Raw genomic sequence first — 15,382 nt, 5'->3', positions numbered from 1 at the left:
ACATTCGTGACAACCGATCACACCTTTGTGAGAATCAGACCATGACCACACCCGGCACCGAGGCTTCGACGACGCGCCCTCCGACACCGCGGGCGCGCGCACGAGCGGACGCGATCTCGCGGATCAAGGAACTGGCATCGGCACAACTGGCCGACTCCGGTCCGGCCTCACTCTCGCTGCGCGCGATCGCGCGTGAACTGGGCATCGTCTCCTCAGCGCTGTACCGGTACTTCCCCAGCCGCGAGGCACTCCTGACCGCGCTGATCGTGGACGCCTACCAGGATCTGGCCACCAACCTTCGCCATGCCGCCAGGGACTACCGGCCGGCCCAACGCTGGATGCAGATCTGCATGGCCCTGCGTCGGTGGGCGCACGACGAGCCCCACCGGTTCGCGCTGATCTACGGCACCCCGGTGCCGGGATACACCGCACCGGCCGAGACCATCGAGCCGGCGACACAGGTCATGGCTCAGTTCCTGCAGGTGGCAGGCACCGCCACCGGCCCGGTGCGCGACGATGAGCCGCCGTCGGCTGCCCTGACCGTGCAACTCCACCGGCTCACCGAGGCATTGCAGAGCGACATCTCACCGCAGCGCGCCCTTGCCGCGGTCGGCGTGATCGGTCAGCTGTTCGGGCTGTTGACGCTGGAACTGGGTGGGCATCTGGTGGGTACGTTCGAACCAGCTGAGGAACTGTACGTGCACAGCGTGACCACGGGCGCGCAGCGGATCGGCTTGTGACCACGGCGGTGATAGCGCTCCCGGCTATGTGAGAGCAGCGAGCAAGTCCCTCAGCCCGGTGGCCATCGTCTCCGTGGGCCGTCCCTGAGCGCGGTGCCGGGGCACGTGGGTGCGCACGAGCGCGTGCAGGTCGCGCTCGCGGCCCGGCAGCGGGCGGTAGCTCGCGATGACGACACGGCCGGTGCTGGCGGTCACGGGATGAACTTCCTCGCCCGAGGACGCCGGTGTGCGCTATCTGCTCTACCGGTGACGGCTCAGACCAGCCCGTGGGTGAAGGCGAACGCCGTGGCGGCGGTGCGGGAGCCGACGTCGAGCTTGGTGAAGATGTTGGATAAGTGCCGGGCGACGGTCTTCTCGCTGAGCACGAGGTCGGTGGCGATCTGGGCGTTGCCGCGTCCGGCGGCGACGAGCCGGAGTACCTCGACCTCACGAGCGGTGAGGCCGGCGGGCAGGCTCGGCGGTGCCAGCAGGTCAGTGACGTCGTCGGCCGCGGGCCGGGCCCCGAGCCGGCGGAAGGTCGCGCGGGCCGCCTCGAACTCCCGCCGTGCGGACTGCCCGTCCCCGACGGCGGCCAGCGCGCGCCCGGTGAGGACCTGGGTCCGGGCGCCATCGTAGGGCGACTCGGCCCGCGTCCACAGTTGATGGGCCTTGCGCAGGTAGGGGAGGGCGCCCAGCGGATCGCCGGCGGCCAACTCGACGGCGCCGGAGGCCTGGGCTGCCGCCGCCTCCAAGAACAGGCAGCCGGCGGTCACGGCCAGCGCGTCGAGTTCCCCGGCCCCCTCGCGGGCCCGCTCGACCTCCCCGGACGCAATCAGGATGTCGACTGCTGCGGGCAGCAGCCGGCAGCGCTGGACAGGGCCCCCGCCCTCGGCCAGCAGCCGGTCGATCACGCCGCGGGCCGCGTCCAGCCCGCCGCGCGCCGACCACAGCAGCGCCAGGCCGGGCTGCGGATCGTAACCGTGGTCCGCGGCGATCTGGTAGAAGGCGTCGGCCTGCTCCCACTCGCCCCGCAGTCGGTGCACGTCGCCGGCCTCGGCGGCGGCCAGGCCGATCGCGTCGGGCGCGCCCACCTGCCGGTAGCGCGCCGTGGCGAGTTCGTACTCCTCCAGGGCGGCGGACCACTCGCCGCGGATCCGCATGAGCTGGCCCCGGTGCACGGCGCACTGGCCGGTGAAGGCGAGCAGACCCGGCTGCGCTGCGCACCAGCGCTCGAGCGCAGCGGTCCACTCCGCCACCCGGGCGAAGTCGCTGATCTCCTGGCAGCCCTCGATGGCCGTGCAATACACATGGCCGGCGATGATCGGTGACGCCTCACCGGCGATGACGCGCACCATGGCCTCGTCGAGCAGCGCCAGGCCGTCTGTGACCCGGCCGGCGTAGATCGCCATCCGGCCGCGCGCGCAGACGCTCATGGCGATGAGGTCCGCGTCGTGGTGTCGGTGCCCGATCTCGGAGGCCTCGTCGGCGGCCGCTGCAGCCTCGGCGTACTCGCCCGTGCCGAGGGCGCGGAACATCCGCAGGAGCGCCACCCAGCCACCCTCGGGGCCGTCGCCGCCGAGTTCGGTGAGCAGACTCTCCGCGCGGGACGTCCAACCGGCGAACATGGCCGGCTCGCCGTGGGCGGCCGAACTCATCGCGAGCCGGAAGGCACATGCCACCGCGCCTGCCGGGTCCCGTTCCTGCTGCCGGCGCAGGAAGGCGTGCTGCAACGCGCGCACCGTCTCGGTGTGGCGGCCCATCAACTCCGCGGTGGTGGCGAAGTCCTCGAGGTCTGCGGGCGTGAGAGCCGCGGCATCCGCAGCGGACCAGCCCTGGAACGCGACGTCCCAGTCGCCCCGGGCGAAGGCGTCTCGTGCCTGCTCGAACTGGACGACGCCCATGACGGGAACCTCCGACCCGATTTTACGGCGCCTCAGTCCGCCGCCGCAAACCTCTCCGACTCCCGGCGGGCCACGAGATGGTCGACGACGTACTCGGCATCGCGCCCCGCCCCCGCGATGAGCATCGAACTGAACGCGTACTGGAAGCTCAGCCCGGCGAAGTACAGCCCGGGCGCCTCGTCGACGACGCCGCGCAGCTCGCGTGGGTAGCCGTCCTCGCCGAAGACCGGGACATCGATCCAGTCGAAGACCTGCCGGAAGCCGGTGGCCCACACGACGTTCGCGACGTCGCGCGGCGCGCCGTCGACGACGGGTCGTCCATCGCGCACCTCCTCGACCCGCGAGGTGACCCGCTCGACGCCGCGGGCCGTCAGGTCTGCCCGCTTCACCCGGAGCATCGGGCCGCCGTGGAAGCGGATGTGCGGCAGCTGCTTGCGGCCGATCGGAGTGCGCCGGGTGAGGATGTGCTGCCACGCGAAGTGCACCACCGGGAAGAGCAGGTGCATTGCTCGGGAGTCCAGGCGCGGCGGGATCTGCCCGCAGTCACGGCCGGCGAGGATCGTCGGGTGGGTCTGGCCGACCTCGTGGGCGACGTCGGTGCCGGAGTGGCTCGCGCCCACGACCAGCACCGGGCCCTCGCGCAGCTGGCCGGGCCGGCGGTACTCGCTGGAGTGCAGTTGCAGGATGGTGGGGTCGAGCCGGTCCGCGATGGCCGGGACATAGGGGGTGCGACCGAAGGTGCCGGTGGCGACCACGACGTTGTCGCAGCGGTAGATGTCACCGTCGGTGGTGATGGCCCACTGGTCGCCGTGCCGCTCGAGTGACCGGACCCGGGTCCCGAGGACGATGGGAAGATCGAAGTGGTGGGCGTAGGTCTCCAGGTAGTCACCGACCTCGTCCTTGGTCGGGAAGGTCCACTTCGGGGCCGGGAACGGCAGACCGGGCAGGTTGTCGTACTGCGCCGGAGAGTAGAGCTGGAGCGTGTCCCACTGCCGGCGCCAGTTGTCGCCGAGCCGGGAGTTGGCGTCGAGGATGACGAACGGGCGGCCCCGGCGCTGGAGGTAGTAACCGGCTGCCAGCCCCGCCTGGCCGGCGCCGATGATGACGGTCTCGATCTCTTTGGTGTCCATGGCACCCACGCTAGGAGTGGGCAGTGGGGCACCGCGTCGGGCGTCCTGCGCATCGTGGTCCGCAGTGCGAGTGGGTGGAAATACCCATGGTGCGGGCGCGGTCGCGGGTGGAGACTGGGCCCATGGCCGGATGCTGTGACCCGCGGGGCTGCGACCACATGTTCGGGTCTGCCTTCGCCCAGCACGTGGCGAGGCGGTTCCGCCGGCGCGGCCTGGACGCGACCGCGCGCCGGATGGTCGACTTTCTCGCGGCCGACGGCGTCGAGGGCGCCACCGTGCTCGACATCGGCGGTGGCGTGGGGGAGATCGGCATCGAACTGCTGAGACGCGGGGCCGCACGGGCGACCACCCTCGAGTTGTCGCCGGCGTACGACGACGAGGCGGGGCGGCTTGCGCGGGAGGCGGGCGTCGCCGACCGGGTGCACCGGCAGGTCACCGACATCGCGGCCGCGCCGGACGACGTGGAGCCGGCCGACCTCGTCGTGCTCCACCGTGTGGTGTGCTGCTACCCGGACTACGACCGGCTGCTGGGCGCGGCGGCGGAACACTGCCGGGGCCGGCTGGTCTTCAGCCACCCGCCACGCACCCTCATCAGCCGCGGGTTCGTCGCCGCGCAAGGCGCCGTGTTCCGGCTGCTGGGACGCGAGTACCGCGCGTTCGCGCACCCGCCCGCCGCGATGGTCGCAGCGGCGGCGGCCCGTGGCCTCCGGCCGGTGACGGCCGGCTCAGGCCTGGTGTGGCAGATCGCGGGACTGGCGCGCTGAGGGCAGCCGCCCGCCCGCTACGTGGGAGGCCGACCGCCCCCCCCTCCTCAAGCAAGACCGGCACCACGGAGAACAGCCCGGGTGAGGGAACTCGCTGGAGAAGCCGCGGATCAGCGGAACCTGCGGCCTTCGTCCCGGCGGTGGCCCCGCACCAGGAGCGCCGCGAAGACGACCGTCCACACCACCAGGAGCACCAGGGCGAGGGCGTCTGGGGGCTGGCCCATCAGTGCGAACAGCACCAGATCGGTCGCGCCGCGGGTGGGGACGAACGGGGCGATGGTCGCAATCAGGGCCGGCACTTCCGCCGGATCGAAGAACATCCCACCGGCCACCGCAAGAGGCAACGCGCCGACCGTTGCCACGATCAGTGCGGCCCGGAAAGTGAGGAGGTACCCGAGGGCCAGGCCCATCAGGGTGAAGGTGACCACCGTGGCCAGCAAGGCCACGGCAGCCAGCAGGACCTGGCCGATGCTCGCCGTCGCCGCGGTGAAGATCGCGGCCACCGCCACGACAGGCACGATCGCCGCTGTGACCATCGCCAGGCCGGTCAGGAGGTTCGCCGTGATCTCCGGTGCCAACCCTCCGGGCAGGGTTCGTAGGTAGGTACCCCAGGTTGACTCGCGAGTGGCCGAGACGGTTGTGGCGAAGTGACCGACGCAGCCCAGGAGCACCGCGAACACCATCATTGTGCCGACTGTCGCGGTCATCATTGTGGCATCCGAGCCGACGAAGGGGATGAAGAAGAACAGCATCACAGCGACCGGAGTCATGGTGATCGACAGGAACATCACAGGGGTGCGGATCATCTCGACGAGATAGCGCCGGGTGTAGGTCATGGTCAGTGACATGGAAACTCCCTCAGGCGGCCCGCTCGGTGGAGGTCAGCGCCAGGAAGGCGTCCTCCAGCGACGCGGAGCGGATCTCGATATCGGTGAAGGGGGCACCGCTGGCGGCCAGCCGGCGCACGAAGGTGGCGGCGTCGTCGGTGAGCACGTGGATGCGTTCGCCCTCCTGCTCGATGCTGTGCGCCGTGGGCAGCTCGGGCAGCCGGGCACCCGTGAGGGTGACCCGTTTGAGGCGGACCAGGCCGCGGACCTCGGACAGCGAGCCGTCGGTCAGTACGCGACCGTGGTCAATGACCACCACCCTCTCGGCGAGTGCCTCGACTTCCTCCAGGTAGTGGCTGGTCAGCAGCACGGTGCCGCCGTCGGTGTGGTAGTTGCGAATGCCCTCCCACAGCGCGCGGCGGGCCTCGACGTCCAGACCCGTGGTCGGTTCATCCAGGAACACGATCTCTGGCCTGCCCACAAAGGCAAGCGCGACGGCGAGACGCCGTTGCTGGCCACCGGACAGCCCGCCGACCTGGCGGTCGGTGAACTCGGTGAGGTCGAACCGGGCGAGGGCTTCGGACCGTGTCAGCGGATCGGGGAAGTGGGCGCGAATGAAGTCGACGAGTTCGCCGACCCGCCAGGCCTCGGGCAGGGCCGTCTCCTGCGGTGTCACTCCGATGACCCGGCGCGTGGCCTCGTCACGGGGGTCACCACCGCGGAGTTCGACCGTGCCGGAGGAGGGCCGGCGCAGCCCGACCAGCAGATTGATCAGCGTGGTCTTGCCCGCTCCGTTCGGGCCGAGCGTGCCGACGATCTGCCCGCTCGGGATCTCCAGGGCGACATTGTCCAGGGCGAGGACATCGCCGTAGCGGCGGCTCAGGTCGGTGGTGCGCACGAGGGCGGTCATGTGGAGATCTCCGGGAGGGTCGCGGTGGGGTCGGCCATGATGCTGGGCGTATCTGGAAAGTCCATCGGCCGGGCGTCGGAATTGGGCACGAGCAGCCAGGCCTGTCCGGTGCGTTCGTCGGCGAGGATGGCTTCGACCGCGTCCGCGGCTCGCTCGGGGTCCAGCACCGCGATGCCGAGCCCTCGGATGTAGGGGACAGCGTCTCGGAGTATCGGGGTGTCGACGAACGTGGGGCAAAGCGCGTTGATCCGCACGCCGGACTGCTCCAGAACCGGCCCGAGCGAGCGGACCAGTCCGATGACCGCGTGCTTGGTGCCGGCATACAGCGGGTTGATCGGGCTCGCGTCCACACCGGCCATGCTCGAGGTGGCGATGATCGTGCCGGAGCCCTGCTTGCTCATCTGCCCGAGGGCGGCGTGAACTCCGTAGACGACGCCGTCCTGGTTGACGGCGACGAGTGTGCGGTAGGCGTCCGGGTCGAAGTCCAGCAGCGATCCCTCGGGTTCGCCAAGTCCCGCATTGAGCATCGCGAGGTCCAGCCGACCGTAGTGGCTCACGGCCGCGGCGACCGCAGCAGTATTGTCGGACAGTGAGCCCACGTCGGTGTGCAGGAACCGGGCATCGATCTCGTTGGCGAGGGCGATCCCTGCCGCGTCGTCGACGTCGGCGATCACGATTCGCCATCCTCGCCGGGCAAGCCGGCGCGCGATCGCGGCTCCGATTCCACCGGCGCCACCGGTGATCAGTGCCACGGGGTGTTCGACCGGCGTCATGAGGACTCCGGTGCGTCGGGGTGGCGGGTGGCTCGTTCGAAGAGTGCGGTGAGATCGTTGATGACCGCATCCAGGTCCAGGTCGGGTTCGGAGAGTCGCGGCGGCACGCCATCGATCACGTTGCGCACCGCCACGGCCATGGTGCGGGGGTCGAAGTCACGGAAATCTCCTGTCGCCTGCCCGTTGCGGAAGAGTTCCTCCAACGGGCCGAGCATCTGGTCGACGGTGTCGGAGTCGTCGGCGGCCGGCAGTTCGTCACGGTCCGCCTGGGTGAAGATCTCCAACAGGGCGCGCATCCGCTCCGGATGGGCTCGCATGTACTCCAGGTTCGAGGAGATGTAGGCCCGCAGCTGGCCCGGGGCGGTGGCCTCGGTACCGATCCGCGGACCCATGAACTCCGCGCCGTCGACGTAGACCCGGGTGACGACCTCGGTGATCAGTTCGGCCTTGTTCGCGAAGTGGTAAGAGATCAGGCCGCGACTGATCCCGGCGTGGGCCGCGATGCGAGCCATCGACGCCTTCCGGTACCCGACGTCGGCGATCACCTCGACCGCGCTGGCCACGATCTGGGCGCGTCGCGCTTGCTCGATGAACGATCGTGCAGACTGGCCGTCGTGCTCGTTATCTGGCTGCATAGCCAACGATTAGCACAAGCAGCCAGAGCCCCTGAGGTGCCGGTCATGCTCGGGAGGCCGCCTTGCCCACTGCATGACACGCTTCGGCAATGGACATCACACAGTTCTGGGACGGGTGGGACCCGATCCTGCACACCCTGATCACCATCGGCGCCGGCTACCTGGCTCTACTGCTCATGCTCCGGATCTCGGGGCCACGGACCATGTCCTCGATGACACCCTTGGACTTCATCGTGGCGGTCACCCTCGGTTCGACGTTCGGGCGCGCAGTCACCGCCCCCGACGTTCCGTTGGCACAGATCGTGGTGGCCCTGGCGCTGCTGATCTTCCTGCAGTGGCTGTTGGCCTGGTTCCGCGGCCGCTCATCCCACGTGCGCCGGGTGCTCGACCCTCCTCCCGCGCTCCTCTATTACCACGGCCAGTTCCAGCGCACGGCCATGCGAAAGCACCAACTGGTGGACGACGACGTGCACATCGCGGCGCGCAAGTCCGGCTTCGGGTCCCTCGAGAGTGTCGGCGCAGTGATCCTCCAGCAGGACGGCGATCTGGGAGTGATCTCCGCCGACCAACTGGGTGATTCGTCCAGCGTGCTGCCCTTCACCGGCGAACCGGACAGGCACTGAGAACCGGGCAGGCACTGACTCGGCGCGATACCACTGCCATAGCCGGAGTCGGCGAACACGGTGCCCGCCGTTCCCGTCCGGTGGTACTGCTCGCTGACGTGCTCGACCCGCCCCAGCGGCCCCTACGCGGGAGCGCGCACAGTTCCGGCGACAACCCCACCATCGGCCAAGGCCGGCCGGGGACGCGGCGTGAGCCCGATGAACGCGAGGCCGAAACCGACCATGACCTCCGCATACGCCGGGTGCGCCCAGGGGCTCCCGACAGCAGCGAGGAGGATCACCAGCAGGATCGCGGGCACGATGGCGACCAGGGTAATCGCTGCCGGCCGCAGTTCCCGGCGCCGAAGCAGAGCGAATCCGAGCATCACCCCACCGACGAACATGAGCAGGAAGTTGATACCGGCTAGCGCCCCGAGCGCACCGGAGTCCACGACCTCGCCCTGGACCATCGACACAGCGGTGCTGCCCAGCATGCCCGCGGCGAGCGCGACCAGCGCGAGGCTGAGCACGACCCGCACCACTCGGCGGAACCTGCTCCCGGCGTCGACCCGGTGACGGTGCAGGTGGAGCACAGCGGTGAATGCGAGATAGGCGAGGCCGTGCACGATGCCGGACAGCACAAAGAGGGGATTGAGGCCGAACTCGTCACTGGCGGCGCTGTACTGTCCCGTGAGCGCGAAGGTGGCCGCATCGTTCAGCGCGATGGCTGAGATTCCGGCAGCGCCGAGCAGGGCTAGGACGGTGGCCGTCCTCGCGGTGGCGGATGTGTTCATGGGAGTTTCTCCTTGATCTACGGGCTACTGTGGAGCCCGTTGGCTCCACTCTTCCGACCGGTCCCCGAGGAAGCCTCACCCGAGGCGATGAGGTTGCCGCCCGCTAGGACGATCTGTTCTCGTCCATCCGGACGAGGCGCATTCGGTTGCGCCGGTGGCACACTGTGATGTATGCGTCCGCCGCGGCTGGCCGAGGTCGGTCTTGTGACCGCTGGGTTCACCGCGTCGGTGATCCTCACCTGGGGCGATCCGTGGATCGACCTGTTCTTCGCGGGCGTACTCCTGTCGTCACTGCTACTCCTTGCCCGCCATGTCGGGTCGGGCGTGCTGCGCTCGCGGCAGGCCCGGCGTCACGAGCAAGACGTCGCCGCGATCGATAGGGATGAAGCGGTGCGGGACGCGGTCGAACAGGAACGTGCCAGGCTCTCGGCCGAGATCGACCGCTCGGTGCGCCGCTCGCTACTCGCCGTGGGCCGACTCGTCCCCCGCGCGGAGGCCGCTCTCGCCACGGGTGCCGATCCCCGTCCGGAACTCCTCGCGATCCAGGCCGAGTCCCGTGCCGCCATGGCGGAACTGCGCCGACAACTCGGACTCATCGGCTCCGGGAGCCGCGCGGCGGGTGTTCTGCCCACTCCCCCGGTCGCCGAGGCGGTCCAGGGCAAGAGCGACCGGTTAAGGACCATCAACCGCGGTGACGTCATCCTCACCCTCACCGTTCTCGTGCTGAGCGTCACCGAGGCGCTCGCCTACGCAGAGCCCGGCAGTGCGTGGTGGACCACCGGCATCATGGCGCTCACCGTGCTGCCTCGCCGGCTCATGCCGGTCGCCACTGTGCTGGCGGGGGCGGCAGTGCTTCTCCTCGGGGCCATGCTGGACGCGGCGGTCACTGACGGGTTCTCCTTCCCGATCATCGTCGGACTGCTGCTCTGGAGCGTTCTCGAGGTCCGACCCGGCATGGCCTCCATGGCATCGGCTGCGGGCCTCTACACCGCTGCGATCGGCAGCCGTTTCGCCCACGAACCCGAGAACGGACCCATCAACGTCCTCGTGCTCGGCATCGTCGCCGTCTGTGCCCTCATCGTCGGCCACAGCCGCCGCGTCCGGGAACGTGCCGACGAGGGCGCCGGGGCGCACGAGGCCGAACTCACCTCAGCCCGAGAGCGCGCCACCGAGAGGACGCGCCAGGCCATGGCACGTGAACTCCATGACGTCGCTTCGCATGCCGTGAGCCTCGTCGCGGTCCAAGCCGGCGCGGCCGAACTCGCCTGGCCGCAGGACCCAGCCGCGACGCGTGCGGGGGTGCAGGCAGTGGGCGACACCGTGTCGACCGCCCTGGGCGAACTCGACGTCCAGTCATGGGGGACGGGTTCGGCACCCGCATGGGATGACATCGAGCGGATTGTGGCCCGCCTCCAGGGTGCCGGCCTCGACATCCGGCTCACTGCCTCCGGACGCCCACCAGACGTACTGCTGCCGGTTGTGCACCGCCTCGTCCAGGAAGCCCTGACCAACGTGCTCAAGCACGCGGACGGGGCCACCGCATACGTCACCATCGGCAGCGACGAGCAGTGCACGCATCTGGAGGTGACCGACGACGGGCCGGGCCGCACGGTGGCAGTAGCAGGGTTCGGGCTGGCCGGACTCGAGGACCGCGTCACCGCCGTGGGAGGTCGGCTGCTCGTCGGACCGGGGGATGGCGGCGGTTTCGCATTGCGGGCCGTTCTGCCCCATGAGCCGACACAACTGCGCGGGAGGGCCCGGCCGTGACGATCCGTGTCCTGCTCGCCGACGACCACGCCATGATGCGGGCGGGTTTGGCCGGCGTGCTCGGCTCCGATCCCGAGATCGAGATCGTCGGGGAGGCGCAGGACGGCGCCGCGGCCGTCTCCCAGGCCCGGCGGTTACGTCCGGACGTGGTGCTCATGGACATCGAGATGCCGGGGATCGACGGGGTGACCGCCATCGGGCGCCTGGCCACGGCGGCTCCCGCAGCACGCTGCCTCGTGCTGACGACGTTTGACGTCGATGAGTACGTGCTCGGTGCGCTGCGGGCGGGAGCCGCCGGCTTCCTCCTGAAGACCACACCGCCTCGGGATCTCATCCAGGGGGTCAAGGACTGCGCCGCAGGGGGATCGGCGCTCGGACCCACTGTGGTGCGGCGCCTCGTTGCCTCCTATGTAGGCGCAGCGCGCGAGCCGGTTCCCGGGCTGGAGTTGCTCACCGAACGCGAGCGCGAGGTGCTCGCAGTCATGGCGCGCGGGCTGAGCAACGCCGAGATCGGTGCCGAACTGCACCTCACGGAGAACACCGTGCGCACCCACGTCGCCCACATTCTCGCCAAACTGGGGGTGCGGGACAGGGTCCAGGCAGTGATCCTCGCCCACCGCGCCGGGATCGCCTGAGGGGATCGGCCTACGGTTCTCCTGCGCGAGCGGTCGGGGGGAACCAGCGTGAGTATCGGAGTGCCCGCGATCGCCCTCGTCGTCGGCGCCATTGGCATCCTTGGAACCGTCTTGACCGTCCCGGCATGGGCGCGCACATCCGGCTTCGCACGTCAGGGCGCCGAACAGTCCTGGGGTTGCGCACGTTCGGAGGCAGCGCACGTAACGGTCCTCTTGGTTCACTATGGAGCCATGACCTCCCTTGCTCATTCGGACGTGAACCTGCCCCGTGTTCTGGTCGTCGATGACGAAACCCCCTTGGCGCGATTGGTCGCGAACTATCTTGAGCGCGAAGGCTTCGAGGTCCAGACCTGCGCTGACGGCGACGACGCGGTGCAGCGTGCGCGACAGTGGCGACCCGGGGTGGTGGTGCTGGACCTCGGCCTGCCTGGTCTCGATGGCATCGAGGTCTGCCGGAGCGTGCGCACGTTCTCTGACTGCTACATCATCATGCTCACCGCCCGCGTGGAGGAGGTCGACAAACTCAACGGCCTCTCGGTGGGCGCCGATGACTACGTGACCAAGCCGTTCAGCCCACGTGAACTCGTTGCACGCGTGCGGGCGATGCTGCGTCGTCCGCGGCAGAACCCACCGGGCCACCATGGCGCAGTAGCGTCGTTCGGGCCACTGACCGTTGACGCTCTGGGCCGGGAAGTGTCCCTCGACGGCGAAACTGTCCAACTCACGCGCACCGAGTTCGACGTACTCGCAGCACTGGCGGCGCGCCCGCACATGGTCTTCACCCGGCGCCAACTCATCGAGACGGTATGGGGACCCAATTGGGTGGGCGATGACAACCTCGTCGATGTCCATATCGGACATCTGCGACGCAAACTCGGCGACAAGGCATCCGCGCCGAGGTTCATCCGGACCGTACGTGGAGTTGGCTACCGAATGGGGACCGGGTCATGAACAAGCGGCAGCCAAGACAGTGGGGACTGGGCGCTCGGCTCCTGGCAGCGATCGTCGTGGTCCTCTTGGTGGCCGCCGGGACAGCGTGGGGTGTCGCTTCGATGATCGGGCCGATGATCTTCCACGATCACATGCTCATGGCCGAGCCCGCTGACTCCGAGGTCGTGGCTCACGCACGGCAAGCCTTCACCGCGGCATGGACCCTGTCCCTCTCCGTGGCGCTCCTCGTCGCTCTCCTGTCGTCGGTGCTCGTGAGCATCTTCGTCACTCGACGCATCACCAGGGCGTTGGAAAGGGTCCGACAAGCAGCAGTGCAGGTCGCAAGCGGTGACTACAACGTCCATGTGCCAGCGGTCCACATGGGCGCGCAGTTCGATGACCTCGCCGCCGCGTTCAACACCATGGCCACTGACCTAGGCCATATCGAAAAGACCCGAACCCGCATGCTGGGCGACCTGGCCCATGAACTGCGCACCCCGGTGGCGACCCTGGATGGCTACCTCGAAGGGATCGTCGACGGTGTCGTGCCCGCCGGTGAACGGACGATGGGCATGCTGCGTGAGCCGGTCGCACGCCTTGCCCGGCTGGCCCAGGACATAACGCTCGTGACAACCGCCAGCGAGGGCCGCTTGGAGATGCGGTGGCAGCCGCTGCAGGTCCGTGACCTGCTTCAGGACGCCGCAACACAGGCAGGCGTCAAGTCCGCGGACAAGGGCATTGACCTGACGATCGAGGCCACGGAGTCGGAACGCCAGACGGTCATCACCGCGGACCCTGACCGGCTCGGGCAGGTCCTGACCAACCTGCTGGACAACGCCGTGCGGCACACCCCAACGGGAGGTCACGTCCAATTGGGTGCCAACCGGAGTGGATCGCGACTGCGGTTGTGGGTCCAGGACAACGGCGGTGGGATAGCCGCCGAGCACCTGCCCCACCTGTTCGAGCGCTTCTACCGTGCCGATGCGGCTCGTGACCGCGCGCACGGAGGGTCAGGAATCGGGCTTGCCATCAGCCGCTCCATCGTCCAGGCCCACGGTGGCAGCATGGAAGCGGCCAGCACCGGGCTTGGCCACGGCGCCGTCTTCACCATCGAACTGCCCTTGGGTCGGCAGCCTTCGCAGGCCTGAGACCGACTCCACCGCACACGTCTTCGGCAGTGGCCGCGCTGGAAAGGGTGCGCCCTCATCCGCAGCCACAGCACGAGCATCGGCCCGCCCTGGGCCGGACGGGCCGATGCCGCAACTGAGATATGCGGTCAGAGCACGCGGATGAACGTGGGGTTGCTATGGAAGATCGGGCCCTCGTACAGGGCGGTACCGGGGTTTCGGGCGGCGATGTTGTCGCCGTTGCCGGTGTAGATACCCACATGACCGGGCCACGCCACCAGATCGCCGGGCTGGGCCTCGGCTGCCGAGACTATGCGTCCGGCGCCCGCCTGGGCACCGGACGTCCGAGGCAGGCTTACCCCGAATTGGGCGAAGACGTAGGCGGTGAAGCCCGAGCAATCAAAGCCCGCCGGGGTAGAGCCGCCCCACACATACGGGGTGCCCACGTAGCGGCGGGCGACGTCCACGACCGCGGAACCGGAGGCAGAGGCAGTGCTCGCGGTCTGCTCGCTTGATTCGCCGGAGGAGGAATCCTCGGTCTGCTGCTCCTGCTGTTGAGCCGGCTGCTCGGTGCGCTGCCCGGTGCGGGAGGCCGGAGCGGCACGCGGGGTGGGGCGCTCCGGCGCAGTGATGACAGGCGCTGGCGGTGGGGGTGGGGGTGGGGGTGGAGCTTCGGAGGAGACCTCAGCGACGGCGACGTGCCAGTCGATGCCCTCATCGACAGTGACGGTTGGTGAGGTGACCACCTTATCGATGTCGACGTCGGCGTCGAGCACCACGTTGGCCAGGGCGCCGGCCCCGAAACTCGAACTCGACACCTGGGGGACGGCCGCAGCGCTGGAGGCGCCCATTGTGAGCACCAGTCCGGAGGAGGCGAAGACGGCCAGCGCCCGTCTGCCGGTGGTCCCAGTGACTGAGTCAGCGAAAACGGTCAGTGGGGTGGAGGGGCGGCACGCCGCGCGGTGTCGGGCGCCGGTTGTTGGTTCAGTCAATTCGGTTCTCCAGTTCGCCTACGAGGTCAGTTGTCGGGTTCGGATTGGAGACTTACCCGGTCTGCCTGGCTCCCCAGGCGGGACTTCACCCCTAGGTGCTCGCGCACCGACGGCTGGGTCCCCCGCCCCTGCCACGGCGTTGATCGGTGACCACGGTGCGGTGGCAGGGTTCGGCGTCCGCTTGTGGGCTTCCCGCACGGCGGGAGCAAGAGTGACAGTACATACCGCGAACCCTCAGATCACGGTTAGATCACGGCATTACCGAATGCTTCATCAAACCTTCATCGTCATCCCCCGCCTCGGCGACTGCACGCCCGCCGCTCCTGTCGTAGCGTCGGGGCGGCCGAGACCTTGCCGCCTGCGCTGCAGAAGGCACCTGATTCGAGACGAAAAGCCGAGAATCTCGGGCGCAGTGGTTGCCTGGATGACCCCCACTAGGACGGTGGAAGAACATGAAAAGAATGGCGGCGCTGGTGCTGATCCGCGCCGGCTGCTCCTCGTTGGATCCGGCCTCCGAGCCCACCGCCGGAGGTGGTGAAGCCGCGTTCCTCGCCACCCATGACTTGGCCGGCATGGAGGTCGCAGAGATGATCGACCACCTGGACCGGCTCGGTGGAAAGGAACGCCCCACCGACTACATCGCCTCCATCCGGCCCGATGAACTGGTGCTCTCCGACGGGCAGCAGGAACTGGCCGAAGTGCTCATCGATGAAGAATTGGCGACCTATGCGAACGGTTTCGCCGGCTTCTGGTTGCCACGCGATCTGCAGGGCACCATCAAGGTCAACCATGACGGCCTGACGGGTACAGCCGAGTTCTCCACCACCGACGAGGTCGCCACCTGCCTCACCACCCTCCAACTGATATAGGTCGCGG

16 protein-coding genes and 1 riboswitch are annotated in these 15,382 nt (G+C 69.0%); of the genes, 8 read left to right on the top strand and 8 right to left on the bottom strand.

The features are described from left to right. Window positions 1–41 precede the first annotated feature (41 nt). Window positions 42–740, top strand: coding sequence for a TetR/AcrR family transcriptional regulator (locus ACPL7H_RS17835; RefSeq protein WP_424798106.1), 699 nt, complete (start codon window positions 42–44; stop codon window positions 738–740). A gap of 254 nt (window positions 741–994) precedes the next feature. Here ACPL7H_RS17835 and ACPL7H_RS17830 read toward each other — a convergent pair whose 3' ends face one another. Then, window positions 995–2,620 (bottom strand): LuxR C-terminal-related transcriptional regulator, encoded by a 1,626-nt coding sequence (locus ACPL7H_RS17830; RefSeq protein ID WP_424798105.1) that lies wholly within the window; start codon window positions 2,618–2,620, stop codon window positions 995–997. Between the two features lie 32 nt (window positions 2,621–2,652). Further along, entirely contained in the window at window positions 2,653–3,750 is a 1,098-nt protein-coding gene (locus ACPL7H_RS17825; protein WP_424798104.1) for a flavin-containing monooxygenase, read from the bottom strand. Window positions 3,751–3,872: 122 nt separating this feature from the next. On the opposite strand from ACPL7H_RS17825, the gene ACPL7H_RS17820 reads away from it, so the two are divergent. Further along, complete coding sequence (locus ACPL7H_RS17820; RefSeq protein WP_424798103.1) at window positions 3,873–4,514, top strand: methyltransferase domain-containing protein; 642 nt, start codon at window positions 3,873–3,875, stop codon at window positions 4,512–4,514. A gap of 110 nt (window positions 4,515–4,624) precedes the next feature. Here the strand turns inward: ACPL7H_RS17820 and ACPL7H_RS17815 are convergent, their stop codons facing one another. Genes ACPL7H_RS17815 through ACPL7H_RS17800 form a run of 4 tightly spaced genes read right to left on the bottom strand, consistent with a single transcriptional unit; the run spans window position 4,625 to window position 7,659 of the window. Next, window positions 4,625–5,362, bottom strand: a complete 738-nt coding sequence (locus ACPL7H_RS17815) for an ABC transporter permease (RefSeq protein WP_424798102.1) — start codon at window positions 5,360–5,362, stop codon at window positions 4,625–4,627. A 10-nt stretch (window positions 5,363–5,372) separates the two neighbouring features. Further along, window positions 5,373–6,251, bottom strand: a complete 879-nt coding sequence (locus ACPL7H_RS17810; protein ID WP_424798101.1) for an ABC transporter ATP-binding protein — start codon at window positions 6,249–6,251, stop codon at window positions 5,373–5,375. Further along, window positions 6,248–7,024: an SDR family NAD(P)-dependent oxidoreductase gene (locus ACPL7H_RS17805; protein WP_424798100.1), complete on the bottom strand. Its 777-nt coding sequence runs from the start codon at window positions 7,022–7,024 to the stop codon at window positions 6,248–6,250. Before ACPL7H_RS17805 ends, ACPL7H_RS17810 begins: the two co-directional genes overlap by 4 nt. Beyond that, complete coding sequence (locus ACPL7H_RS17800) at window positions 7,021–7,659, bottom strand: TetR/AcrR family transcriptional regulator (RefSeq protein WP_424789691.1); 639 nt, start codon at window positions 7,657–7,659, stop codon at window positions 7,021–7,023. Before ACPL7H_RS17800 ends, ACPL7H_RS17805 begins: the two co-directional genes overlap by 4 nt. Window positions 7,660–7,748: 89 nt before the next feature. Between ACPL7H_RS17800 and ACPL7H_RS17795 the strand changes: the two genes are divergently transcribed. After that, entirely contained in the window at window positions 7,749–8,282 is a 534-nt protein-coding gene (locus tag ACPL7H_RS17795) for a DUF421 domain-containing protein (RefSeq protein ID WP_424798099.1), read from the top strand. Between the two features lie 122 nt (window positions 8,283–8,404). Here ACPL7H_RS17795 and ACPL7H_RS17790 read toward each other — a convergent pair whose 3' ends face one another. Next, window positions 8,405–9,055 (bottom strand): hypothetical protein, encoded by a 651-nt coding sequence (locus tag ACPL7H_RS17790; protein WP_424798098.1) that lies wholly within the window; start codon window positions 9,053–9,055, stop codon window positions 8,405–8,407. Window positions 9,056–9,226: 171 nt separating this feature from the next. On the opposite strand from ACPL7H_RS17790, the gene ACPL7H_RS17785 reads away from it, so the two are divergent. From ACPL7H_RS17785 to ACPL7H_RS17770, 4 genes are all read left to right on the top strand, one after another. Continuing rightward, a complete protein-coding gene (locus ACPL7H_RS17785) occupies window positions 9,227–10,822 on the top strand; it encodes a histidine kinase (RefSeq protein WP_424798097.1) in 1,596 nt (531 codons plus the stop codon). Continuing rightward, window positions 10,819–11,457, top strand: coding sequence for a response regulator (locus ACPL7H_RS17780; protein ID WP_424798096.1), 639 nt, complete (start codon window positions 10,819–10,821; stop codon window positions 11,455–11,457). Before ACPL7H_RS17785 ends, ACPL7H_RS17780 begins: the two co-directional genes overlap by 4 nt. Before the next feature lie 231 nt (window positions 11,458–11,688). Then, window positions 11,689–12,408 carry a response regulator gene (locus ACPL7H_RS17775; protein WP_424798095.1) on the top strand — a complete coding sequence of 240 codons (720 nt, stop codon included), beginning with the start codon at window positions 11,689–11,691 and terminating at the stop codon, window positions 12,406–12,408. After that, entirely contained in the window at window positions 12,405–13,535 is a 1,131-nt protein-coding gene (locus ACPL7H_RS17770) for a sensor histidine kinase (protein WP_424798094.1), read from the top strand. Before ACPL7H_RS17775 ends, ACPL7H_RS17770 begins: the two co-directional genes overlap by 4 nt. A 128-nt stretch (window positions 13,536–13,663) precedes the next feature. On the opposite strand, the gene ACPL7H_RS17765 is transcribed toward ACPL7H_RS17770, so the two are convergent. Next, window positions 13,664–14,506, bottom strand: a complete 843-nt coding sequence (locus ACPL7H_RS17765) for a C40 family peptidase (RefSeq protein WP_424798093.1) — start codon at window positions 14,504–14,506, stop codon at window positions 13,664–13,666. Then, window positions 14,507–14,655, bottom strand: a riboswitch (cyclic di-AMP (ydaO/yuaA leader). Window positions 14,656–14,958: 303 nt separating this feature from the next. On the opposite strand from ACPL7H_RS17765, the gene ACPL7H_RS17760 reads away from it, so the two are divergent. Then, complete coding sequence (locus ACPL7H_RS17760; protein ID WP_424786663.1) at window positions 14,959–15,375, top strand: CueP family metal-binding protein; 417 nt, start codon at window positions 14,959–14,961, stop codon at window positions 15,373–15,375. Window positions 15,376–15,382: the final 7 nt, after the last annotated feature.

It is taken from the genome of Pseudactinotalea sp. Z1732, from assembly GCF_049724975.1.
GTDB lineage: Bacteria > Actinomycetota > Actinomycetes > Actinomycetales > Beutenbergiaceae > CALKWS01.
This window is presented reverse-complemented; position numbering and strand designations above follow the sequence as displayed.